Source organism: Stenotrophomonas sp. TWI1149, from assembly GCF_039673155.1.
In the GTDB taxonomy this organism is placed as follows: domain Bacteria; phylum Pseudomonadota; class Gammaproteobacteria; order Xanthomonadales; family Xanthomonadaceae; genus Stenotrophomonas; species Stenotrophomonas maltophilia_AA.
In genome coordinates, this window is record NZ_JBDJLB010000006.1 from 1 (window position 1) to 21,574 (window position 21,574).

Annotated in this window: 25 protein-coding genes and 1 tRNA gene; 7 read left to right on the plus strand and 19 right to left on the minus strand. The window is 66.6% G+C overall.

Annotated elements, in window-relative coordinates; translation table 11 throughout:
- The first annotated feature begins 187 nt into the window (after positions 1–187).
- Entirely contained in the window at positions 188–847 is a 660-nt protein-coding gene (locus ABE424_RS08240; RefSeq protein WP_176989371.1) for an HNH endonuclease, read from the plus strand.
- A 116-nt stretch (positions 848–963) separates the two neighbouring features.
- Complete coding sequence (gene dxs / locus ABE424_RS08245; protein WP_176989370.1) at positions 964–2,874, plus strand: 1-deoxy-D-xylulose-5-phosphate synthase; 1,911 nt, start codon at positions 964–966, stop codon at positions 2,872–2,874.
- Between the two features lie 127 nt (positions 2,875–3,001).
- Here dxs and ABE424_RS08250 read toward each other — a convergent pair whose 3' ends face one another.
- The 6 genes from ABE424_RS08250 to ABE424_RS08275 form a co-directional block, all read right to left on the minus strand.
- Positions 3,002–3,565, minus strand: coding sequence for a DUF3011 domain-containing protein (locus tag ABE424_RS08250; protein WP_346491941.1), 564 nt, complete (start codon positions 3,563–3,565; stop codon positions 3,002–3,004).
- A 166-nt stretch (positions 3,566–3,731) separates the two neighbouring features.
- On the minus strand, positions 3,732–3,935 hold the full coding sequence (locus ABE424_RS08255; protein ID WP_176989368.1) for a hypothetical protein: 204 nt from the start codon (positions 3,933–3,935) through the stop codon (positions 3,732–3,734).
- Positions 3,936–4,053: 118 nt separating this feature from the next.
- On the minus strand, positions 4,054–5,094 hold the full coding sequence (locus ABE424_RS08260) for a linear amide C-N hydrolase (RefSeq protein WP_346491945.1): 1,041 nt from the start codon (positions 5,092–5,094) through the stop codon (positions 4,054–4,056).
- A gap of 276 nt (positions 5,095–5,370) precedes the next feature.
- Positions 5,371–5,619 carry a hypothetical protein gene (locus tag ABE424_RS08265; protein WP_346491940.1) on the minus strand — a complete coding sequence of 83 codons (249 nt, stop codon included), beginning with the start codon at positions 5,617–5,619 and terminating at the stop codon, positions 5,371–5,373.
- A gap of 68 nt (positions 5,620–5,687) precedes the next feature.
- Complete coding sequence (locus tag ABE424_RS08270) at positions 5,688–7,052, minus strand: HAMP domain-containing sensor histidine kinase (protein WP_346491939.1); 1,365 nt, start codon at positions 7,050–7,052, stop codon at positions 5,688–5,690.
- Complete coding sequence (locus tag ABE424_RS08275) at positions 7,049–7,723, minus strand: response regulator transcription factor (RefSeq protein ID WP_179458421.1); 675 nt, start codon at positions 7,721–7,723, stop codon at positions 7,049–7,051. The genes ABE424_RS08270 and ABE424_RS08275 overlap by 4 nt, the downstream gene beginning before the upstream one ends.
- Positions 7,724–7,837: 114 nt before the next feature.
- Here ABE424_RS08275 and ABE424_RS08280 point away from each other — a divergent pair, with 114 nt between their 5' ends.
- The 4 genes from ABE424_RS08280 to ABE424_RS08295 all read left to right on the plus strand — a co-directional run bounded on the left by ABE424_RS08280 (position 7,838) and on the right by ABE424_RS08295 (position 10,219).
- A complete protein-coding gene (locus tag ABE424_RS08280) occupies positions 7,838–8,626 on the plus strand; it encodes a MipA/OmpV family protein (RefSeq protein ID WP_346491938.1) in 789 nt (262 codons plus the stop codon).
- Between the two features lie 2 nt (positions 8,627–8,628).
- Complete coding sequence (locus ABE424_RS08285) at positions 8,629–8,841, plus strand: hypothetical protein (RefSeq protein ID WP_121038335.1); 213 nt, start codon at positions 8,629–8,631, stop codon at positions 8,839–8,841.
- Between the two features lie 38 nt (positions 8,842–8,879).
- On the plus strand, positions 8,880–9,296 hold the full coding sequence (locus ABE424_RS08290) for a hypothetical protein (protein ID WP_346489732.1): 417 nt from the start codon (positions 8,880–8,882) through the stop codon (positions 9,294–9,296).
- A gap of 152 nt (positions 9,297–9,448) precedes the next feature.
- Positions 9,449–10,219 (plus strand): transporter, encoded by a 771-nt coding sequence (locus ABE424_RS08295; protein ID WP_346491937.1) that lies wholly within the window; start codon positions 9,449–9,451, stop codon positions 10,217–10,219.
- A 94-nt stretch (positions 10,220–10,313) separates the two neighbouring features.
- Here ABE424_RS08295 and ABE424_RS08300 read toward each other — a convergent pair whose 3' ends face one another.
- The 8 genes from ABE424_RS08300 to ABE424_RS08335 all read right to left on the minus strand — a co-directional run bounded on the left by ABE424_RS08300 (position 10,314) and on the right by ABE424_RS08335 (position 19,004).
- A complete protein-coding gene (locus ABE424_RS08300) occupies positions 10,314–10,487 on the minus strand; it encodes a DUF1328 family protein (protein WP_019182774.1) in 174 nt (57 codons plus the stop codon).
- 60 nt (positions 10,488–10,547) lie between these two features.
- Positions 10,548–11,039 (minus strand): GNAT family N-acetyltransferase, encoded by a 492-nt coding sequence (locus ABE424_RS08305; RefSeq protein ID WP_346491936.1) that lies wholly within the window; start codon positions 11,037–11,039, stop codon positions 10,548–10,550.
- A 99-nt stretch (positions 11,040–11,138) separates the two neighbouring features.
- The gene (locus tag ABE424_RS08310) at positions 11,139–12,521 is read right to left on the minus strand and encodes a hypothetical protein (RefSeq protein ID WP_346491935.1); all 1,383 of its coding nucleotides are present in this window, start codon (positions 12,519–12,521) and stop codon (positions 11,139–11,141) included.
- Between the two features lie 76 nt (positions 12,522–12,597).
- Positions 12,598–15,648: a TonB-dependent receptor gene (locus ABE424_RS08315; protein WP_346491934.1), complete on the minus strand. Its 3,051-nt coding sequence runs from the start codon at positions 15,646–15,648 to the stop codon at positions 12,598–12,600.
- Positions 15,649–15,807: 159 nt separating this feature from the next.
- Positions 15,808–16,863, minus strand: coding sequence for a FecR domain-containing protein (locus ABE424_RS08320; RefSeq protein WP_346491933.1), 1,056 nt, complete (start codon positions 16,861–16,863; stop codon positions 15,808–15,810).
- Entirely contained in the window at positions 16,860–17,384 is a 525-nt protein-coding gene (locus tag ABE424_RS08325; protein WP_319210473.1) for an RNA polymerase sigma factor, read from the minus strand. The genes ABE424_RS08320 and ABE424_RS08325 overlap by 4 nt, the downstream gene beginning before the upstream one ends.
- A gap of 125 nt (positions 17,385–17,509) precedes the next feature.
- Positions 17,510–18,355: a 3-methyl-2-oxobutanoate hydroxymethyltransferase gene (panB, locus tag ABE424_RS08330; protein ID WP_346491932.1), complete on the minus strand. Its 846-nt coding sequence runs from the start codon at positions 18,353–18,355 to the stop codon at positions 17,510–17,512.
- Between the two features lie 31 nt (positions 18,356–18,386).
- Entirely contained in the window at positions 18,387–19,004 is a 618-nt protein-coding gene (locus tag ABE424_RS08335) for a LysE family translocator (protein ID WP_346491931.1), read from the minus strand.
- A 119-nt stretch (positions 19,005–19,123) separates the two neighbouring features.
- On the opposite strand from ABE424_RS08335, the gene ABE424_RS08340 reads away from it, so the two are divergent.
- Complete coding sequence (locus ABE424_RS08340; RefSeq protein WP_319210467.1) at positions 19,124–19,585, plus strand: Lrp/AsnC family transcriptional regulator; 462 nt, start codon at positions 19,124–19,126, stop codon at positions 19,583–19,585.
- Positions 19,586–19,719: 134 nt separating this feature from the next.
- Here ABE424_RS08340 and ABE424_RS08345 read toward each other — a convergent pair whose 3' ends face one another.
- From ABE424_RS08345 to ABE424_RS08365, 5 genes are all read right to left on the minus strand, one after another.
- Positions 19,720–20,130, minus strand: a complete 411-nt coding sequence (locus ABE424_RS08345; RefSeq protein WP_346491930.1) for a GNAT family N-acetyltransferase — start codon at positions 20,128–20,130, stop codon at positions 19,720–19,722.
- A 111-nt stretch (positions 20,131–20,241) separates the two neighbouring features.
- On the minus strand, positions 20,242–20,628 hold the full coding sequence (locus ABE424_RS08350) for a hypothetical protein (RefSeq protein WP_346491929.1): 387 nt from the start codon (positions 20,626–20,628) through the stop codon (positions 20,242–20,244).
- 164 nt (positions 20,629–20,792) lie between these two features.
- Positions 20,793–20,869: transfer RNA gene (locus ABE424_RS08355), tRNA-Pro, on the minus strand.
- Between the two features lie 67 nt (positions 20,870–20,936).
- Positions 20,937–21,293 (minus strand): MerR family transcriptional regulator, encoded by a 357-nt coding sequence (locus ABE424_RS08360; RefSeq protein ID WP_019182707.1) that lies wholly within the window; start codon positions 21,291–21,293, stop codon positions 20,937–20,939.
- Positions 21,274–21,573, minus strand: a complete 300-nt coding sequence (locus ABE424_RS08365; protein WP_005410432.1) for an integration host factor subunit alpha — start codon at positions 21,571–21,573, stop codon at positions 21,274–21,276. Before ABE424_RS08365 ends, ABE424_RS08360 begins: the two co-directional genes overlap by 20 nt.
- Position 21,574: the final 1 nt, after the last annotated feature.

Sequence of the window (21,574 nt, forward strand, 5' to 3'; positions counted from 1 at the left end):
GGGTTGGTGCCGACCGTTGGTCGCCACCCCGATACACCTTCTGGAGAAAAGCCCCCTGGATGTTCAAGGGGGCGCGCCGACAGGCGCGGGGCTTAGGTGGAATGCCTGTCCGAATCGTTACGAATCGGGTAGGGGCGCAAGCCCCTATACCCAATTCGTAACGATTCGGGTATAAGCTGTTTTCCCGATGGAGACAGACACTACACGCTTGGGTCTGATCGATACCGGAGCCTCGTCCGCCCCGGTCGCCGAGGTGTCGCCGATCGTTACGCTGCATCGGCCCGGTTCGGTACGGTTATTGGCCCTGGACGCCCACGGGCGCGTGCTCGACTGGATCAATTGGCAGGACGCTTCCTGCCTCTACGCGCGCGGCGCGGTGGCCTGGACCCTCGGCGACCCCTGCCTGCACATCCATGGCGGCATCTGCCGCACCACCGGCCTGCAGAGCGGCCTGGACCTGCACCCGATCATCGCCGCCCGCGGCCACGCCCGCTCCCGCGCGATCGATCCCACCCCGAACCTGTCCAATCCCGCGCTGTTCGCGCGCGATTCGCACCTGTGCCTGTACTGCGGGCAGCAGTTCAATCGCCCCCAGCTTACCCGCGACCACGTCATGCCGATCTCCAAGGGCGGCCTGGACGTGTGGGAGAACGTGGTCAGCGCGTGCTTCCACTGCAATTCGCGCAAGAGCAACCGGACCCCGCAGCAGGCCAGCATGCCCTTGCTCGCGGTGCCCTACCGGCCGAGCTGGATCGAACACATGATCCTGTCCAACCGCAACATCCTGGCCGATCAGATGGCGTTCCTGAAGGCGCAGCTTCCCAAGCGTTCCAAGCTCTCCGCCTGAGCGCGCTGCGACGTTCTGTCGCAGCCACCGTCACCGTTTACTCACTGAAAAGGCGGTTTGCTTGCCCCACCCCCATTTGGGGGGGAAAATAGGCGCTCAGAAGAAGCGCGATAAACATGATCGACTCCGCCCGCTATCCCCGCCTTGCGCGCATCCAGTCACCGGATGACCTGCGCAGGTTCGATGAATCCGAACTGCCCGCGATCGCGGATGAACTGCGTGCCTACCTGATTGAATCGGTGGGCAAGAGCGGCGGCCATTTCGGCGCCGGCCTGGGCGTGATCGAACTGACCGTTGCCCTGCACTACCTGTATCAGACACCGGTCGATCAGCTCGTCTGGGATGTCGGCCATCAGACCTACCCACACAAGATCCTGACCGGCCGCCGCGACGAGATCCACACGGTCAAGCAGAAGGACGGCGTCGCGCCGTTCCCGAAGCGCGAGGAAAGCGAGTACGACACCTTCGGCGTCGGCCATTCCTCCACGTCCATCTCGGCCGCGCTGGGCATGGCGATCGCGCGCCAGGCCGAAGGCGATGACCGCAAGGTCGTGGCCGTGATCGGTGACGGCGCGATGACCGCCGGCATGGCGTATGAAGCGCTCAACCACGCCGGTGGCATGGACAGCGAACCGAACCTGCTGGTGATCCTCAACGACAACAACATGTCGATCTCCGAGGCAGTCGGCGGGCTGACCAAGATGCTCGGCCGCGCCACCGGCAGCCGCACGCTCAATGCGCTGCGCGAAGGCGGCAAGAAGATCCTCGGCGACAAGAAGCACAACCCGACCGCGCGCTTCGTCAAGCGCTGGGAAGAGCACTGGAAAGGCATGTTCGTGCCCTCCACGTTCTTCGAGGAAATGGGCTTCCATTACACCGGTCCAATCGACGGCCATGACGTGCCGGCGCTGGTCGCCACGCTGAAGACGCTCAAGAGCCTGAAGGGCCTGAAGCTGCTGCACGTGATGACCACCAAGGGCAAGGGTTACGAGCGCGCCGAAGGCGACCAGATCGGTTATCACGCCGTGGGCCCGTTCGATCCGGACAAGGGCCTGGTCTCCAAAGGCGGGGCCAAGAAGCCGACCTACACCGATGTCTTCAGCGACTGGCTGTGCGATGCCGCGGCCGCCGAGCCGAAGCTGATGGGGATCACCCCGGCGATGCGCGAGGGCTCGGGCCTGGTGCGCTTCAGCAAGGAATTCCCGGAGCGCTATTTCGACGTGGCCATCGCCGAGCAGCACGCGGTGACCCTGGCCGCGGGCATGGCCACCCAGGGCGCGAAGCCGGTGGTGGCGATCTACTCGACCTTCCTGCAGCGCGCGTACGACCAGCTGGTCCACGACGTGGCCGTGCAGGAGCTGGATGTGCTGTTCGCGATCGACCGCGCCGGCGTGGTCGGCCCGGACGGCGCGACCCATGCCGGCAACCTGGACCTGAGTTTCCTGCGCTGCGTGCCGCACATGGTGGTAATGGCGCCGTCCGATGAGGCCGAGTGCCGCCAGATGCTGACCACCGGCCTGCGCTACGCCGGCCCGGCCGCCGTGCGCTATCCGCGCGGCAGTGGCACCGGTATCGCCGCCGGCACTGACCTGTCCACGCTGGAGATCGGCAAGGCCGACCTGCGCCTGCAGGGCAGCCGCATCGCCCTGCTCGCCTTTGGCAGCACCGTGAGCGCCGCCGAACAGGTGGGTCGCGAGCTGGGCCTGACCGTGGTCAACATGCGCTTCATCAAGCCGTTGGACCGCGCCCTGCTGCTGGAACTGGCGCAGCGCCACGAAGGCTTCGTGACCATCGAGGACAACGTGGTCGCCGGCGGTGCCGGCTCCGGTGTGGCCGAACTGCTCAACGCCGAAGACGTGCTCAGGCCGTTCCTGCACCTGGGGCTGCCGGACAGCTTCCAGCACCATGCCAGCCGCGAAGACCTGCTGGCCGAGGCCGGCATCGATGCCGCCGGCATCCGCCAGGCCGTTCTCAAGCGCTGGCCGATGCTGGTCAAGAGCGGCCAGCCGCTCAGCGCAACGGGCTGAAGCGCCCCCTCACCCAGGGGTGGGCATTTCCCCAACAACAACGAGGCCGCGTCGATTCGACGCGGCCTCGTTTGTTTGAGCGTGCATGGAGCGCTGATGGGGTCGCTCAGGCGCCGTACGCCGGTACTCAGTAGATCTGGAACTGCGCGCGGCAGCCGCCGTCCACCCAGACGCCCGTCCGGTCCCAGCCCCAGGTGCGGCCTTCGATACAGGCGTTGCGCGAGGTCTGGCGGATCAGGCGCGCCTCGCGCCGGACATTGGCCACGCAGCGCTGACGGCGATGGTCGTTGGAATCGCAGGTCAGGATCTGCCCCCGGCCGCTGTTGCCGCCGCCGTTATGCCCCCAGCCGTTACCGCCGCCATTCCAGCGGCCGCCACCGCGGCCACCTTCGGCGATGAACTCGGCCCGGCAGCCCTGCGTCACCCACACGCCGCCGCGCGCCTGGCCCCAGGTCTGGCCTTCAACGCAGGGCGAGCCGGAGATCTGCCGCACCAGCCGTGCACGACCGGGCAGCGCGCACTGCTGGGTGCGGTTCTTGATGGATTCGCAGCGCACCGGGCCGCCGTTGTAGCCGTCGTCGTAATAGCGGTCGTAGTTCTGCGCCTGGGCGGCGCCAGCGAGCGCCATCAGTGCCGGCACCACGGCCCAGCGCAATCGTCTGGCCGCCAGGGAGGGGCTGTTGTTCGACATGGAAACCTCGTTACGTGTTGGGGGAGGCGCACAGGATCGGTGATCGTCCGGCGCGGCGACATAGGCCAGAAGTCGCTGATTTCATCCCCTATTTAGGTACCCGACGCGAGGCTGACTGGACAGCCGGTGGGCGGTCACACCCGGCCCACAGCCGCCGCTGGCCGGCTCAGCCGTAGCGGACCGCGTCCACGTAGGTTTCCAGCACCTGCACGCGGACCGCGCTGCTGTGACCGGTCTCGGCGTAGTGCTCGCGCGCCAGCGCATCGGCGAAATCGAAGGCGATGGCGCCGCTGCGGAAGGCGATCGGCGCGGATTTGGCCGGGTGCACGACGTGCCAGCGGCGTTCGATGTGTTGCAGTTTGATCACCATGTGGATCGTTCCTTTGCGGCATGTCAGGGCGGGAAGCTCACGACGGGAGGGATCCTTCCCTCGCCAGGAACGATAGAGCAGGCCGCAGCCTGCCGGTATCGGATTAGTCTGATTCTGCTCAGCCGTCGGTGCCGAGGAACTGGAACGGTTCGGACGGCTGGAACCGGGGCAGCGCGTCGCCGGCGAATACATTGCGCTGGTCCGGGCCCAGATCGAGTTTCAGCACCGGTGCACCGCGCGAGAAGTCCGCCTTGTTGAGGTCCACCCAGAAGGTGTTGGGGGTCATCGCCGATTCGAAGAAATACAGCCTGCGCTTGTGGTCGGCCACGGTCCGCCAGCGCGTGGAAGAGATGTTCGGTTCACCCGGCGTGGTGATCCCATAGGGCACGGAGACGTTGCGGATCACGCTGAAGACACTAGCCAGCGCCACCACCGGATCCTCGCTTTTGGGAATCGCGTTGATGTAGAACTTCGCGCGCGCGAAACGATCGGCCGAGCGGTTCGTGCCGGGCAACATGACGGTGCCGCCGATGTCCTGCCAGTACGCGTTGAGCGCCAGCTGCTGATCGAACACCGGCGAGTTGGTCATGACCTGGTACGCACGGTCGTGGTGGATCACCTGCCTGCCGTGGATGTATTCCACGATGGCACTGTCGCCGCTGGCATCGGACAGCGACAGGTGCAGCGTGGCCAGCCGCGACTCGCCGGGCACCTTGTCGGTCACGATCGAAAACGGTTCGCGTTCGAGCGCAGCGACGGCCTCGGCGACGGTAGCGAAATTGTCGAGCACATACTGCGCCCACAACGAAATCGCCAGCCCTGGCCTGCTGCCGCGCTGTTGCGGGTATTCGGATTCGGCGAGCCACAACAGGTTGGCCGACAGCCCGGCTTCGTTGAGGCCATCGGTGGTGGAGATGTCATAGCCGGTGGCGACCACGCTGCCGTAGCGCGAGGTCCAGCGGATCGAACGCGGGCCGGCCTGACCGTCGCGGGCGATGCCTTTCGGCAACACCCACAGGTTGGTGGCGACGTCGCTCTTCCAGTCCATCGAGCGGGCGGTGATGACGTCCTGGTTGTCGCCCAGGTAGACCACGCGCGTACAGGCATCGGCCTGGGCGGAGACACAAGTGAGCGCCGCGGCGAGCGCGATGTGACGCATCGAAAACAGTGTTTTCATGACGTGCCTCCTGGCAGTGGCGCTGACAACCTGGCGTCAAACCTGATACCGGCGATGTCCACACAGGCGGGTCGCACGCATCCTGCTTCAACGCATCATCGCGTTCCGCGGTGCTCGTTACGGACTACAACGCGGCATCGGCAGAATCGTCGAGCGTCATATCAGCCCACGCCCGGTGACGGAGGAGTGAACCCTGCATCCTGCCGCCTACTGTGCTGCGCCGCCGGCCGGGCCGGCGAAACGCTGACCAACGCGGGATCAATCGTCCTTGTTCTTGCCGCCGAAATCGAGCGGCTTGCTGTCGCCGCCACGATCGTCGTTGAACCGGATGTTCAACTCATTGCAGCGGCTTTCACGGCGGGCGACCTGCGCCGGCAGGTCCTTCACCTGCGGCGAATCCTCGCACTGCGGGCGCGAGGCGACATCGTCATAGGTGGCACACCCGGACAGGCCCAGCAGGGACAGGGCGGATACCGCGATCACAGGGAACAGCGAACGTACGCGCATCGAACCGGCACCTGAAAGGGGACGCACCTGTTGTCCCACGATGCCCGGGCCGGATCACCTGCCATTGGTCATGCCGGGGCCAGCCCCGGTTGCGGCCGCGGATCCACCGGCAGCACGACCCGGAACCGCGCACCGCCACCCGGCGCGCCATCCACGGCGATGGTCCCGGCATGACGCAGCACGATTTCCCGGGCCAGATGCAAGCCAAGGCCGCTGCCGCTGCCACTGGGCCGCAAGCGATGGAACGGCTCGAACACGGACAGCCGCTCGGCCTCCGGCACGCCCGGGCCCTCATCGCTGACCGACAGGCAACCGTCGTCGTGCAGCGCCACCGCGATCATGCCCCGCCCGCCGCCGTGGGCAATGGCGTTCTGCAGCAGGCTGGCGATCACCCGGTGCAGCGCATGCGGGTCGCCGCGCACCCAGATCGGCTGCTCGGGGGCATCCACCGAGAACCCGTAGCCGGCATCCACCACCAGCGGCGCCACATCGGCGGCCACGTCGCGGGTCAGCGCGGACAGGTCGATGCGCTGGGACTGGCTGCCATGCCGGTCCAGCCGCTGCAGATCCAGCAGCTGCTCGGCAATGTTGCTCAGGCGGCTCAGGTCCAGCTGCAGGCGCGAACGCGCATCGCCCGGCGGCAGGTCGGCCAGGCGCGTGGCCAGGATCGCGATCGGCATGCGCAGTTCATGCGCCGCACCGGCCAGGAAGCGGTCCTGCGCGTCGTAGCTTTCACCGATGCGCCGGACGGCCGCGTTGAAGGCGTCCACCAGCGGGTAGATTTCCAGCGGTACCGCGCGGGTATCCAGGCCGCTGCCGCGCTCGTTGACCTGGATCGCGGCCGCCTGCGCGGCCACACGGTTGACCCCGCGCAGCGCGCGATGGATCACCCACGGTGCCACCACCAGGGTGATCACGAGCACCGGCAGCGCGATCCAGCCACCCAGATAGCGGAAGATCAACAGCAGCTGGCGCACGATGCTGCGCTCGGGAATGCCCCCCACCGCCACGTGCAGTCGCCCTTCCGGCCGATCGGCGACCACCACGCGCACGGCGAGCGCATCGGCATTGATGCGGGTACGGATGTCGGTCTGCTCGATCTGATCCAGCCGTGCCACCAACTGGCGGTACTGCACGGGAACATCGCCATGCACCAGGCGTCGGCCATGCTCATCGGCGGCGGCGAACCAGAAGGTCGCCGGCGGCAGTGGTACCACTGCCGCGACCTTCGGCAGATCCGCTTCCAGTCCCTGGGGACCGACGGTGATCGCCGAGGCGATCTGGTCGCTGGTTTTCCAGTCGATGTAGGCCGAGCGGCGATCGCCGTAGGTCAGCACCATCGCACTCAATGCCAGCGCGATCGTGGCGGCCTGGATCAGGCAGACCTTCCACACCAGGTTGAACGCCAGGGAATCGGGCTTGAGCAATCTCACGGCGTGTCCTTGAGCAGATAACCGATCCCGCGCATGACGTGGATCTCCACGCCCGCATCCGCTTCCAGCAGCGCCTTGCGCAGCTTGGAGACATGCGCGTCCAGCGCGTTGGACTGGATCGCGTCGTCGAACCCGTACACGGCCTCCAGCAATGAAGCGCGCCCCACCGTGCGCCCCTGCCGCAGCGCCAGCGCCTCCAGCACCAGCAGCTGCCGTCGCGGCAGGGCCAGCAGCACCTCGGACACGCGCGCCTCGCGCGAGACGAAATCGAACTGCAGCCGGCCCAGCGACAACACCGGCAAGGTGATCTGCGAGGGCCGCCGCGAGATCGCGCGGATCCGCGCGAGCAGCTCTTCGACAGCGAACGGCTTGGTCAGGTAATCGTCCGCGCCGACGTCCAGCCCGGTGACCCGGTCGGCCACCGACGCGCGCGCGGTCAGCATGATCACCGGCAGGTTCGGCACGTGCTCGCGCGCGATCCGGACGAAGCTGGCGCCATCGCCATCAGGCAGCTGCCGGTCCAGCAGCAGGATCTGGTGGACGCCGGCCTTGAGCGCTTCATCGGCCTGCGCCATCGTGCCGACCACGTCGACCACCATGCCGTGGCGGGCCAGGCTGACCTGGATCGCGCTGGCCATTTCCGGATCATCCTCCAGGAGAAGAAGGCGCATGGGAGCGGTGCCTGCGGGTACGAAGGAGGCGATGGTACCGCGCAGCCGGACGTAACGTTCCGACAATGTAGGGCGCCCACCATGACACTCCGGTTGTTCCCCTTCGGCAGGTCCATGCACGTCCGTTTTCGTTTTTCGCGTCCGCTTCCCACCCTGACTGGCCTGGCCCTGGCCAGTGCGTTCACCGCTACGGCCGCCCAGGCAGCCGATGCCCCCGAGACGGGCAGGAAAAGCAGCGTCGGCATTGCCGTCGTCGCGCTCAAGGCCCCCTACGCCGGCTATGACACCGATCGCCTGGCCGCCCCGATCGTGAGCTGGGAAGGCCGGTCGTTCTTCTTCCGCGGGGGCAGCGTAGGCTATCGCCTGCACCAGACGGCGCAGTCCGAGCTGGCCCTGACCGCCTCGCCCTACGTGATGCGCTTCAAGCGTCGCGACAGCCACGACCCGCAGCTGCGCCAGCTCGACAACCGCAGCCTGTCCGGCATGCTCGGTGTCTCCTGGCGGCACCAGGCCGAATGGGGCGTGCTGCAGGCCAATGCGCAGGCAGAAGTGACCGGGCACGGCGGCGGTTTCTCGGCCGACGCCCGCTATGCCTATCCGGTCCCGGCCGGCCGCGTGACCTTCATGCCTGCGGTGGGCCTGAACTACGCCAGCTCCGATCTGAACGACTACTACTTCGGTGTCAGCGAGCGCGAAGCCGCCCGCAGCGGCCTGGCGCACTACTCCGCCGGCAGCGGCGTGTCCCCCTACCTGGACATCGCCGCAGTGATGCCGCTGGGGCCGCGCTGGACCGCTACCGCCTCGATCCGCCGCACCTCGCTGGCCGATGCCGTGCGTGACAGCCCGATGACCCGTGGCGACCACATGGATACCGCCGCCCTCTCCCTCAGTTACGGATTCTGATCATGCGTCAGGGAATCGTACGTCGTGTCGCGGATCTGGCCCTGCAGATCGAGCCGGACCGCGCCGCCGTTCTTGAATGGATTCTGCATTCCCCGCTGCCCGCACTCGACGGGCAGACCACGTTCGAACTGGCCTGCGAGGGCCAGGGCGAGCGCGTCGTCGCGCTGCTGGACACCCTGCTGCGGCAGGGTGATCCGGTCCTGCCGCGCGGCTGATTCCTCGTTTTTCCCCCACCGGTGTCCTGGAGGCGCGAATGCACAACGCAACCGATACCTCGCTGCTGCAAGCAGCCAATGATGACCTCGCCGCGCATGCGATCGTGGCCAATCTCCACCGTGCGATCCAGCAGCGCATGGAGCGCGACAGCCAGGCCCACGGCCGGTTTTCGCGCGCCTACATCGCCGAGCTGTTCGACATCGGGCGCACCATCAGCGTCGAGTGCCGGCCGCACCACGTCGACAGCGAATGGGTCACCGCGCGGCGTTCGTGGCTCGATGCCGTGCTGCGCGACCATCCGCTGGACCGTCGCGATGCGCAGCTGACCGCCGCCCGGCACGCCGCCGATGGGTTCCTGCTCCGCGCCTGCGTGCTCGGCTGTGACGCGACACCCGACGGAGCGACCGTGCGCATGCGCGATGCTCTCATCGCCATGACCCGCCCGGCACACTGAGCGCTGCAGCGCCACCCCGTCGCGTTGGCGCCGCGGCGCAGGACGCTGCGCCGGGATCTGCACAGAAGCGCGAAAATCACCGTGCTACATTCCGGCCAAGGAGCAGGCTGGCTGCTCCTTGATGCCGTGATGGTCCGGCCGGGAGTATTTCCATGCGATGTACAGCGCTGCTGCTGTCCCTGGTGTTTTCCACTGCCGCATCCGCGCAGGAGGATGCGCCACCCGAGCTGGCCTTCGATCGCCCGGGCATCGGGTTTGCGGCTTCGACGCTGCCCCGCGGTGGCGTAGCGCTGGAGGCGGGACTGCCCAGCTTCAGCCGCGACCGCGACGCGGACGGGGTGCTGAGCACGCAGTACAGTGCCGACCTCGCCCTGCGGATCGGCGTGGCCAGCCACGTTGAGCTGCAGGCCTTCACTTCGCCCTGGAACCACCTGCGCGTGGCGCCGCGCGATGCGCCGGCTGCGCGCAGCCGTGGGGCCGGGGATCTCGGCATCGGCCTCAAAGTCGCCCTGCCCCTGCCATCGGACAGGCACGCCGTGGCCCTGCTGGCCACCACCACCTTTGCCACCGGCTCACGCGACTTCAGCGAGGGCGCGACGCAGTACGCGCTGGGCGCCAGCTATGAGTACGAGGTCAGCGACCGCTGGACCGGCGCGCTCTACGCCAACGTGACCCGCGGCGGCAGCGAGGACAGCGTCACCTGGGCGCCCAGCCTGAGTTTCGCCGCCACCGACACGGTCAGTACCTATCTGGAAGCGGGTTTCACCCATACGGATGGCGAGCCCTCGAGCAGGATCGCAGGCGCAGGGATCACCTGGATGGCGAGCCCGACCGTGCAGCTCGATGCGTCCTTCGATGTGGGGCTGGACGACGACAGCCCGGATACCCAGGCTGGGCTGGGCGTGTCGGTGTACTTCAACTGAGCCTTGCGGGGCGCGTGCTGCCCCGCCAACGAAAAAGGCCTGCGCGATACCGCGCAGGCCTTGGTGTCGAACCGCCGCGTATTTACGCGACGGGTCAGGTCACCTTCTTGGCGATCGTCATGCCCAGCACGAAGAGCACCACGGCGATGATGATGCCGGCCCAGAACAGGAACTTGGCGATGCCGATCGCGGCGCCACCGATGCCCGCGAAACCGAGGGCGCCGGCAATCAGGCCGATGACAGCAAAGATAATGGCCCACTTGATCATGATGATCCTTTCCCCGAATCGGGTTGAATGACAGGACTCCACGGTAGCCAGCGGGCTGTCTCACCTTCGTGAACGCGTCGGCTGAACGGCGTGAAGTTTGGCGCGCGGCGCCAAGCACATTTCCATCGGCTGGTAGCGCAGCCCGGAAGATTCCGCTGCCTCCCCTGCGCAGGCAAAGCCATAGCGCTCATAGGCGGGTACCGACGAGAGCGATGCGCTCACGGTCAGCACCTCCGCACGCGCCTGCTCGATCATGGCCGCCATCAGGGCCTTGCCGACCCCCTGCTGCTGGGCCGCCGGGTCGACAAACAGCATGGCCACGTGACGGCCTTCCTTGAGCTCGGCGATACCGATGAGCCGATCCTCCTGCGCGTAGGCCAGCATCACATTGTCCTGCGCCATGCGCGCGCGGAACCCCTCCACCGAAGCGATACGGGCAAAGGTCTCGATCCCAAGGTCAGGCAGCGATTGCGCCACCGACCCCATGAAGGCCGCCATGCAGATGTGGCTCGCCTTTTCGAGATCCGCTGCCATCAAGGTTCGTACCGCCATCTGCTTCTCCTTTCGCGTCCATGAGGTCAGCGATCACTCTACCCCGCTGGCCCCACGCCGCGCACGCCGCGCACGCCGCGCCAGCGGATCGACACCCACTCAGCGCACGGCCTCGACAAAGACGGGATTGGAATAGAACCACAGGTCCTGCCACGGATCTTCGCCTGGCACATCGGGCAGCGGCGTCACCTCCGCAGTACTACTGCCGCGGGCACGGACGAAGCCGCCCCGGGCGGGGACCGGCAACACCCAGGACACCGAGCGCCATGCGCCGTCCACCTGCCAGTCGCTGGCGCCGAACACACGCGTTTGCATCACAGGCCCATTTCCACTGCCGGGGCCGCCCACGATCAACTCGACGTGATCCAGCACCGGGTGTCGCCCAGCGTGATTGGCTGAGGCCGGTGCACGCACCCGCAGTTCAACGCGCATGGAGGCGCCAGGCGACATCGACAGCGTGCCGCCCATCGTGGCGCTACGTACCTCGTCGTCGTTCGCAGTCACACGCAGCTCCAGTGCATCGATCAGATCACCGGTCACCGCGAACATCCGCCCGTGCCGAAGGCCATCGAGGATGTCATCGGCGTCACGCCGCGCCCAGACATGGGTCTTGCTGTACTGACCGGGATCGAAATCGCTGCCGCCGTCGCGTTGATTGACGTGCGAATCCGAGCTGGCCGTGATCCAGAAGCGGTGGCCTTCGGCGAGCAGCGTGTCCCAGATGCCGCCAACCGTTGCGGTCATCTGGTCAAAGCCGCCCATCGTGGGTGCATCCGCATTGCGATACAGGCCGCGATGGACACGGGTGGCCTGATGGCCCGGCGCGCCTTCCATGCCAACCAGCACCTGCGGTGCGGCGCCATGCCAGGCACGCAGCTCATCGGGCTCGACATCGCCCCACCGGCCCATCGCGGTGGCGGTGCGCGAGGGATGATTGATGAACATCAACGGGGGTGCCGGCAGCGCCCGCAGGTGGGCCAGTGCATCGAGCATCGTCTGCCCGGCATCGCGGCTTCCCTGCAGCGGCTCGCTGCGGCTGTAATCGCGTTCGATCGCGACCAGCTGATCGCGCTCATCCGGGCCTGGGGCGATGATCAGCGAGGCGTGTTCGCCCGCCGGTACGTCGAATTCCATTCCGTTGAACTGGATCAGTCCGGGCACTTCGCGCCGGGCGTCCAGCAACGCCGGCCACGCATGGTCGCGGGTGACCGCGGAATGTCCCGGCCCGCCGTGATCGGTATGCACCATCCAGGTCAGCCCATTGGCGAGCGCCTGCCGGGCGTTATGGGTGCGGGTGTAGGACGAGTCGCCGCCTCGGATCGGCGTGGGCGGCAGGGTGCTGCGATCCCAGTCCACGCTCCACTCGCTGTGGACATGGTGATCACCGGCCTGCCAGCTGCGGCCGACCTCATCATCGGCCGCCTGGGCGACCACCGGCCACGCCAGCACGACCACAAGCGGTAGGAAAAAGAAATGTCGCATCAAGTATTCCTCACAAGCGGGCGGCCGCATCCGGGGCACGCGTACGCGCCTCCGGATGCACCGCGAAGCGGGCGGCTCAGAAGTCCGCGCGCAGGCCGAGACTGATGCGGCGGCCGGAGCGTTCGTACATCGTCGGGAACGCAGGATCCATCGTATAGCCGGTGGTCGCCTGGTTGGTCAGGTTGATGCCCTTCAGGCTGAGTTTGATGCTGTCGGTGAGGCGATAGCCGATCGACACATCCACCTGGCCGTAGTCATCGCGCCAGATCGGGTACATGTTGTAGCCGATCGATTCGACGTACTCGCCCTTGTGGTTGTACGACACGCGCGCGTCAAAGCGCGCGTTCTCGTAGTACACGGTGACGTTGTATGACTTCTCCGAAAGACCCGGCATCGGCGTACTCACGCCAAGGTCGGATTCGCCGGCCAGCGAGCTGTCCAGCATCGTGTAGTTGGCGTTGATGCCGAAGCCTTCCAGCGAGCGGTGCAGCATGCTCAGCGGAAGCTGCGCGATCAGCTCGACGCCCTTCACCACATACGTTCCATCGGCGTTGATCGGCTGGTACACGTCGAAATCATAGGTGCCGTTGAGCGAGCCGTTGGCGTTGTAGACCGCCACATCCGGCACCACGCCGGTCAACGCATTGATCACCACACCGTCGATCTTCTTGTGGAAGTACGAGGTCGCGAGCAGGCCACCGTTGTCCAGGTACTTCTCCAGCCCCAGCTCCCACTGCTTGGCATAGGTAGGCTGCAGATCCGGGTTGCCATCGGTGAAGCGGAACGAGCTCCAGCTGGCGGTGCGCTTGTAGGCGATGTCGGTCAACGCCGGGCGGATGAAGGTCTTGGAAGCCGCGCCGCGCAGCACCAGGCCTTCGGCCAGTTCGGCGGTGGCATTCAGGCTCGGCAGCAGATCGTTGTAGCTGCCTTTGCGCGAGACAGGCGTGTCGGTATAGCCGGTGGTACCGTCTGCCCGCTGGATCGGGTGGAAGCCGGAGGACTGCACCGAGGTATCCACATAGCGCACGCCCGCGTTGATCGAGACCGGCACGCGGCCCACATCGAAGCCGATGTCGGTCATCGCGTACAGGCTGGTCACGTTCTCATCGACCCGGTAGTACTGGCCCGGATCAAACGGCGTCGCGAAGCCCGGATAGCGGAAGGCACTGCGTGCGTAGTCGTTGGAGACCATCTTCCAGTCCAGGTCCTTCACCGAGTAGCCCCCCCCGGGCACGATGTCGCCGATCGACTGCAGCGGGCTGTCGGCCAGGGTCCGCTTGTTCACCCAGCTGTTGTTGCCCGCACCCGGCCCGTAGATCTTGGCTTCGCCGTACTCGCGCTGCTTGGATTTGTCGGTGTAGCGCGCACCGAACTGGACGCTGCGCAGAGCCGGAAGGAAGGCCAGTTCCAGCGCCTTGGTCACATCCACCTGGGCGGCGTACTTGTCATCGCTGACCTTCTCCAGCGTGGTTTCATAGGCCTCGAACAGGTACTTGTCCGAAGCGTTGTACATGTCGATGCTGGCCGGGTTGGCGCTGGGAATCGTCTCGCCACTCTTTCCGGTCCAGCGGGTCCGCGAGGGCGCGTAGGCCACGTGCTTGAGGTTGCTGGCATCCAGGGTCTTGTCGGCGCCGGAATAGCCGACCATCGCATCCACACCCCAGCTATCGCCCTTCCAATCCATCGCCATGCTGTACTGGCTGAAATCGGTCTTGTTGATCCGCTCCTTGCTCAGCATTTCGTGCTGGGTGGCGGTGTAGGACACATCGCGCAGCACCACGATGCCGTACTGCGACAGCGTGCTGGCGTCGTAGTCATGGATGGTCTCCAGCGTGCTGCGGCTGGAGGCGGAATACGCGGCTGCGTCGTACTCGTCTTCAGTGGTGTCGTAGCCGCCGAGCATCGCATCGAAGGTCACGCTGAAACGGCTGCTCGGGCGGTACTGCAGCGAGGCGGTGGCACCCCACTTGTCCTGGTCATTCACGAACACGCGGTCACCGACCTTGTCCTGGAACACGATCAGGTTGCTTTCATCGGTGTCGTTGCGGTTCTTGACCACCACACCGGCATCGCGGGCCAGCACCGCGGCAGCCTGCGTACCGCGCGTGCCGGAGGCGCCCAGGAAGCGCGACATCGGGCGGAAGTTGATCCCCGAGGTCGCGTCCGTACGGTTGCTGCGCTTGGCGGTGGCGAAGGACACCAGGCCACCCCAGTCACCCCAGGTATCACTGGCCAGGAACGAGAACTTGGGATCGACCTCTTCGGAGATCGAGTTGTGCGCGCCTTCGACCGACGCCACCAGCTTGCGGCCGGTGTAATCAAACGGGCGCGCGGTGGAGATCTGCACCGAGCCGGCGATGCCGCCCTCCTCGTCCGCCGCGGTCGGCGACTTCAGCACCGTCACCTGCTGGATGATCTCCGAGGCGAAGATGTCGAACTCGATGTCACGCCCACCGCTGCCCGACGCGGTGGCCAGGTTGTTGATCGAGACATGGGTGTACTCCGATGGCAGGCCACGCACATTGACGCGACTGCCCAGGCCCTTGTCGCGCTCGATGGTCACGCCCGGCATGCGCTGCAGGGCTTCGGCCAGGTTCTGCTCGGGAAAATCGGCCACGTCGGTGGCGACGATCGAATCGGAGAAGCCGATCGTGGCGCGCTTGATGTCCACGGCCTGCTCCAGGCTGCGGCTGTAGCTGCCGACCACGTCGATGCGCTCCAGCTGCTGCAGGCCGGCATCGCCGGCGCCCGCGGGTGCCGCTTCAAACGCCACGGCGGATGTGGCGACGGGCACGGCGGACGTGCCCGACGGTGCGGCGTCACTGCGCGCTTCAATGGTCACCGTGGTGTCGTTGAGATAGCGATAGCGCAGGCCGGTTCCGTCCAGCAGCTGCTCCAGGGCCTGCTGCGGCGCCAGGCCGGCGGGCATGGCGCGGGTGCGCGGGTTGCCGGCCTGCTGCGCGTTGTAGACGAACTGCAGCCCGGTCTGGCGCGACAGATCATTGAGCGCACGGTCGAGCGGCTGGGCCGGAATCGCCTCGCTGGCAACACGCGATTCCTGCGCGGTGGCGGTGACGGCAGCGCTCTGCAGGGCAAGAGCGATCGAAAGGAAGAGAATGCGGCGCATCGTAGAAGTCCAGTGGGGTGGTATGAGCGTCGCGAGACGGAATCGTTCGCGCTTGCCTGGACTACGAGGGCGCAGGGCGAGGATCGGGCACCGGTAGTTCGATGAATTTTTTTTGACAGCCCTTGGCAGCGCCGCGCACGTTCGCGCGGGGCACTGCCATTACTGCGGTTTCTGCGCGGCCCCAGCGGCAGAGCGGCTGCCCACACGGATCGTCCTGTCGACCACACGCGTATGCAGCGAGGGCTGCTGATCGAGGAAGGTACGCAGCGATGCAAGATCATCGCCACGCAGGTTGCCGGTCAGGCGCAGCGCGCCGGCGACATCGTCATCCACCTGCAGGCGCACGTCGTTGAGCCGGTTGAACTGCTCGGCCACCTCGCGCAGTGGCTCGTCCTGGAACACCACGCGGCGTCGCCACCATGCGGTCATCGTGTCCGCATGCTGATGGCGGATGCTGACGGACTGGTCACGGTAGTCAATATGGGCGCTTTGCCCGGCGCGGAGATCAGCGAGCAGCCGGCCCTGGCCCGAGTCGCCGCGTACCTGCACGCTGCCTTCGGCCACCTCGATCCTCGCCTGCTCGCGTCGCAGCGAGACGTCGAAGGTCGTGCCGATGTCGCGCACCTCCAGCCCGGCCGCATGCACGGCGAAGGGACGACGTTCCTCGGCGACCACAAAGCTGGCCTGCCCGCGAGAGAGCTCCACGCGGCGGCTCAGCAGGGTGAAGCGGATCGACAGTTCGCTCTCCGCGTTCAGATGCACCACGGTGTGATCGGGCAGCGCGAAGCTGCGCGGCGCGCCATGCGCCGCGACGTAGTGGCGGGTCTGTGGCCAGGCCAAGTGGCCGACCACGCCCACGCCCAGCAGCAGCGCGGCGGCCGCGGCGATACCCGGCAGGTGCCGGCGTGACGCACGCGACGTCATCGGCTGCGGTGGACGCCGCCGCACCGGCAGCGCCACCACGTTGTCGTCGGCCGGCGGTGGCCCTGCAGCAATCAGCGCATCCAGGTCGACCGCCATGCCCCGCAGCGCATCGCTGAGCTCGCTGGCCATGCGGCTGACCGTGATGTACTCGCGCAGGTGGGCCGGCGAGGTCACCAGCCAGGTCATGAACTGGCGTTGCTGATCAGGGGTCACCCCGCCCTGGCGCTGCAGCGCATGCCAGTGCGCGGCTTCGTTGGCGAGGGAAGGACGCGGCACGGGACTCTCGCTCACCACGCCTCCGCATGACCGGCCAGCGCGCGGCGGCACACGGACAAGCCGCGCACCACGTGCTTCTTGACCATATGGGAGGACACGCCCAACCGCTCGGCGATCTCCTTGTAGCTGAGTCCATCGCGGTACTGCATCACCAACACCGCACGGGTGTGCTCGGGCAAGGTGCCCAGCAGCGTCTGCAGATGCGTGCGGCGCTGCGCGCGTTCGGCGGCATCCTCGACGGTTTCTTCGCCGGTCAGCAGCGTGGTGAGGTTCTCCAGATCATCGATCGGGAGCATCGACCAGCGCCGGCGCGCGGCCTGCTCGCGCGCGAGGTTCTGCGCGACGGTGAACAGATAGGCCTCCGGATTGGCGATGCCCTCGCCCTGATCCTCATGCGCGCGCAGCAGGCGCAGATAGGTTTCCTGCACCATGTCCTCGGCGTCCTGGCGCGCACCGCGGCGGGTGAAGAATCCCCTCAGCACCGGCCCCTGCTCCAGAAACATGCGCGCCAAACGCCGTTTTGCGTGTTCGGCCACGATCCCGCCTCGCCCCCAGGTGCGGCGAAGGTACGTGGCCTGCATGACGATTGGATGACGCGGGGAGCACGGTACCGCCGCGCGTCGGTACCGTGGAAACGCGCCTCAGGCCGCGCGCGTATCGATCAGAACGTGTGTTCCGGGCCGGGGAACGTGCCTGTGCCCACCTCGTCCGCGAACTCACGCGCGGCCTTCTCCAGCAGCCCGTGCATGTCCGCGTACTGCTTCACGAAGCGCGGCAGTTTGCCGGTGCGAAGCCCTGCCATGTCCTGCCAGACCAGCACCTGCGCATCGCAGTCGCTGCCCGCTCCGATGCCGACGGTGGGAATCTTCAGCGCCGCGGTGATCTGTGCGGCCACCGTGCCGGGGACCATTTCCATCAGTACCGCGAAAGCACCGGCAGCCTCCAGCGCGCGCGCTTCCTCGATCAGCCGTGCGCCATCCTCGCCCCGCCCCTGCACGCGAAAGCCGCCGAGCTGATGCTCCGACTGCGGCGTGAAGCCGATATGCGCCATCACCGGGATGCCGCAGCTGACCAGCTTGCGGACCTGCGGCACCATCTCGATGCCGCCTTCCAGTTTCACTGCGTGGGCGCCGCCCTCCTTCATGAAACGCACGGCCGTGTGGAAGCACTGCTCCGGCGAGGCCTGGTAGGAACCGAACGGCAGATCGGCGATCACCAGCGGGCGCCGCGTGCAGCGGCTGACCGCGCGCACCAGCGGCATCAGCTCGTCGACGGTGACCGGCAGCAGCGAGTCGTTGCCGAACACATTGTTCGACGCCGAGTCGCCGATCAGCAGCACCGGAATGCCGGCATCTTCGAAGATCGCCGCGGTGTACATGTCGTAGGCGGTGAGCATCGCCCACTTCTCGCCGCGCTCCTTCATCTGCTGCAGGTGCGGAATGCGCACGCGCGGTGCCGGGACCGGGGCAGTGCCCGGCGTCGCGTAGGGATGGAGCTGTTCGGTCATGCGAAGCATCCTGGTGGAGAACAACGTGGGGTCAGAGTGTGCCGGTTCCGCTCAACAACAGCACGGCGATCACGATCATCGCCGCGCCAGAGACACGGCCGACGGCGCGTGATGCACGCGGGCGCGTGCGCAGCAAGGCACCGGCGCCATAGCCGACCGCAAGATAGACCGCGCCGCAGCTGACCAGATGGACCATGCCCAGCGCGATGATCTGCACGGGCATCGCCCACGCCGCGCTGGCGGAAATGAACTGGGGCAGCAGGGCCAGGAACAGCAGCAGCACCTTGGGGTTGAGCCCGCTGACGCAGGCGCCCTTGAGCGCCCAATGGCGCCACCCCGTCACCGCCCCCGCAGCGTCGGCCGCAGCCACCGGCGGGTGGCGCAGCAGGCCGATGCCCAGCCAGAGCAGATACAGCGCGCCCAGCACGGTCAGGACGTGCAGCGCGACCGGCACGCGGGCGAACATCGCACCGACGCCCGCGGCGACCAGCCCGATCGCGAGCAGATGGCCAGACAGCAATCCGGCCACCGCCGGCACCACCGCCCGCCCGCGCAGACCTGCGGCGATCGCGTGCGCCCAATCCGCACCGGGGATGAGCACGAAGAGGATGGACACCGCCCAGAAGGCGGCAATGACGCTGGGTTGCATGGGGTCCAAGGGGCGGTCTTGCCGCGATCTGCGGGATGGACAGAAGAATATTCCCGCGTCTCTGGAATGTGCTTCCAAATACTTGCACCGCGCCGGCCTGCAGGAGGAAACTCTTGCGCATGGATGCCACCGACCAGCGAATTCTTGCCGAGCTGCAGAAAGACGGCCGCCTCACCGTGACCGAGCTGGCCGAGCGCATCGGCCTGAGCATCTCGCCCTGTCACCGCCGCGTGCGTGCCCTGGAGCAGTCCGGCGCGATCCGCGGCTACCGTGCCGAGCTCGATCCCGCCGCCTTGGGCCTGAAGTTCTCAGCGCTGGTCTTCGTCACCCTGCGCGACGGCGACCGCCACGCCGTGGACGCCTTCGAACACGCAGTGGCAGAGGTGCCGCAGGTCCTGCAGGCACAGCGCCTGTTCGGCGACCCGGACTACCTGCTGCACGTGGTCACCCGCGACCTGGCCGCGTTCCGGCACCTGTACGACGAACACCTCTCCGCCCTGCCCGGCGTGCAGCGGCTGACCTCGACCCTGGTGATGAAGGACGTGGTGATCGACCGGCCGCTGCCGTTGAACGGGCATTGAGGCCCGCATTAGACCTTCTGACCGCGAACGTCTGGCTTGCCCACGACGCAATCCGCAGCGAAGCCGACGCCGCGCGCAAACGGCAGCTCATCCAGTCGCCCTGCATCGACAAGGACACGCCCGGCCTCGAAGGCTCAACCGTCGCCCGGGGTGACCCTGCAGTAGAACACCAGCTCCGGATCATCGGGGTCGAGGTTGTCGACGTATCCGCTGGACTCGAAGCCGGTCTGCAGAAGCACGGCCTGCATCCGGGTGTTGGAACGATTGGTCGATGCAAACAGCTTGGGGTGCGCGCAGACGGATTTCAGATACTCGATCAGGATCCGGGCCAGCCCTTGGCGACGGCGCGCTGGATCGACCATCAGCATCTCGATGAAGCCGCAGCCGAAGAAGTGATAGTCGAGTACGCCGTACGCGGCGGCGCATGCGTCGACGGTGAGCACGTGGCACGCATCCGCCCCGATCCAGGCGCGGATCAGCTCAGCGCGTTCCGGCGCCTGTGCGGCGACGCTGTCGATGGCCACCAGCGCCGGCAGGTCCTGCATCGTTGCCTGGCGAATTTCGATCACGCGTCTACCCCTCCTCGCTGGGCCGCAGGGCGGCTTGGCTTGCATTGTCAACGTTGCGACGACTCGCCGGGCGTCATTCTGCCCGCATCACAGCTCATCGGGTTGATACAGGCCACTGACAGGTGCAAGCGACTCGTAGTGCGTCTGTTTCCATTCTCCACCACCGCCGCCCCCTCGGGGAGCGACCCATTCAAACGTCCAGCGCTCTCTGAAGCCGCCAGGCAGCTCGTTGATGATGGTCAGCTGCTCTCCCTGCGTGCCCCATGTGGGGAGCGGGACGGGAGGAGCGTTTGCCGTTTGTATGGCGAGCGGCTCTACCGGTGCCTGGGTCTCTACGGTCATCCTGTCCGGAACGGCAGCAGCAGCGTCATTGGAAACAACGGGCGTGGCGCAGATCAGCGCCACGGAAAAAGCAAAAACAGGCAGGCGTATCACCTTGAACATCTCCCCTAAGGTCATATGAAGGTGCTTCACTGCTGTTGCCGCACATTGCGGCAGACATGGGTTCGCAGAGAAGAGCATTCACAGTGACGGGGGACGGCCAACCACACCATCGGTCTTGCCCGCAGGATGGACTCGGACAAAAAGAAAAAAGGCCTGCGCATCGCTGCACAAGCCTTTGATCGAATCACCAACATTGGTCGGGACGGCCGGATTTGAACCGACGACCCTCTGCCCCCCAGGCAGATGCGCTACCAGGCTGCGCTACGCCCCGATGATGCTGGCAATGTCCCCGCCTCTCAGCGGGCCGACGAGTATAACGGGTTTGCGTGAAAAATGGTTCAGCGGCGCAGCAATTGCAGCACTTCTTCCAGTTCCATCCGCGTCTGCTTGATGATCTGGTTGCTCAGCGCCGATTCCTCGCGCGCATCGGCACCTTCCAGGCGCAGCCGCGCGCCGCCGATCGTGTAGCCCTGCTCGTAGAGCAGGCCGCGGATCTGGCGGACCATCAGCACGTCGTGGCGCTGGTAGTAGCGGCGGTTGCCGCGGCGCTTGGCCGGCTCGAGACTGGGGAACTCGGTTTCCCAGTAGCGCAGCACGTGCGGCTTGACGTCGCACAGTTCGCTGACCTCACCGATGGTGAAGTAGCGCTTGGCCGGTATCGGCGGAAGTTCTCGGTTACTGCCCGGATCCAGCATATGCCTCTACCCTTTCCTTGAGCTTCTGGCCCGGACGGAAGGTGACCACCGTACGGGCGGAAATCGGAATTTCCTCACCGGTCTTGGGGTTGCGACCCGGGCGCTGGTTCTTGCGCCGGAGGTCGAAATTCCCGAAGCCGGACAGCTTCACCTGACGTCCCTGTTCCAATGCTTCACGCAGCACATCGAAGAACGCGTCGACAAATTCCTTGGCTTCGCGCTTGTTCAGACCGACTTCGTCGAACAGCTTCTCGGCCATCTCCGCCTTGGTCAATGCCATT

Bases quoted from the DNA above. Each gene is read 5' to 3' on its own strand.
- ABE424_RS08265 (WP_346491940.1), bottom strand. From the start codon at position 5,619: ATGCGCGTACGTTCGCTGTTCCCTGTGATCGCGGTATCCGCCCTGTCC.
- ABE424_RS08340 (WP_319210467.1), top strand. From the start codon at position 19,124: ATGGATGCCACCGACCAGCGAATTCTTGCCGAGCTGCAGAAAGACGGC.
- ABE424_RS08295 (WP_346491937.1), top strand. From the start codon at position 9,449: ATGCGATGTACAGCGCTGCTGCTGTCCCTGGTGTTTTCCACTGCCGCA.
- ABE424_RS08240 (WP_176989371.1), top strand. From the start codon at position 188: ATGGAGACAGACACTACACGCTTGGGTCTGATCGATACCGGAGCCTCG.
- ABE424_RS08315 (WP_346491934.1), bottom strand. From the start codon at position 15,648: ATGCGCCGCATTCTCTTCCTTTCGATCGCTCTTGCCCTGCAGAGCGCT.
- ABE424_RS08360 (WP_019182707.1), bottom strand. From the start codon at position 21,293: ATGCTGGATCCGGGCAGTAACCGAGAACTTCCGCCGATACCGGCCAAG.
- ABE424_RS08280 (WP_346491938.1), top strand. From the start codon at position 7,838: ATGCACGTCCGTTTTCGTTTTTCGCGTCCGCTTCCCACCCTGACTGGC.
- panB (WP_346491932.1), bottom strand. From the start codon at position 18,355: ATGACCGAACAGCTCCATCCCTACGCGACGCCGGGCACTGCCCCGGTC.
- ABE424_RS08285 (WP_121038335.1), top strand. From the start codon at position 8,629: ATGCGTCAGGGAATCGTACGTCGTGTCGCGGATCTGGCCCTGCAGATC.
- ABE424_RS08305 (WP_346491936.1), bottom strand. From the start codon at position 11,039: ATGGCGGTACGAACCTTGATGGCAGCGGATCTCGAAAAGGCGAGCCAC.
- ABE424_RS08310 (WP_346491935.1), bottom strand. From the start codon at position 12,521: ATGCGACATTTCTTTTTCCTACCGCTTGTGGTCGTGCTGGCGTGGCCG.
- ABE424_RS08345 (WP_346491930.1), bottom strand. From the start codon at position 20,130: ATGCAGGACCTGCCGGCGCTGGTGGCCATCGACAGCGTCGCCGCACAG.
- ABE424_RS08255 (WP_176989368.1), bottom strand. From the start codon at position 3,935: ATGGTGATCAAACTGCAACACATCGAACGCCGCTGGCACGTCGTGCAC.
- ABE424_RS08260 (WP_346491945.1), bottom strand. From the start codon at position 5,094: ATGCGTCACATCGCGCTCGCCGCGGCGCTCACTTGTGTCTCCGCCCAG.
- ABE424_RS08250 (WP_346491941.1), bottom strand. From the start codon at position 3,565: ATGTCGAACAACAGCCCCTCCCTGGCGGCCAGACGATTGCGCTGGGCC.
- ABE424_RS08300 (WP_019182774.1), bottom strand. From the start codon at position 10,487: ATGATCAAGTGGGCCATTATCTTTGCTGTCATCGGCCTGATTGCCGGC.
- ABE424_RS08335 (WP_346491931.1), bottom strand. From the start codon at position 19,004: ATGCAACCCAGCGTCATTGCCGCCTTCTGGGCGGTGTCCATCCTCTTC.
- ABE424_RS08275 (WP_179458421.1), bottom strand. From the start codon at position 7,723: ATGCGCCTTCTTCTCCTGGAGGATGATCCGGAAATGGCCAGCGCGATC.
- dxs (WP_176989370.1), top strand. From the start codon at position 964: ATGATCGACTCCGCCCGCTATCCCCGCCTTGCGCGCATCCAGTCACCG.
- ABE424_RS08290 (WP_346489732.1), top strand. From the start codon at position 8,880: ATGCACAACGCAACCGATACCTCGCTGCTGCAAGCAGCCAATGATGAC.
- ABE424_RS08365 (WP_005410432.1), bottom strand. From the start codon at position 21,573: ATGGCATTGACCAAGGCGGAGATGGCCGAGAAGCTGTTCGACGAAGTC.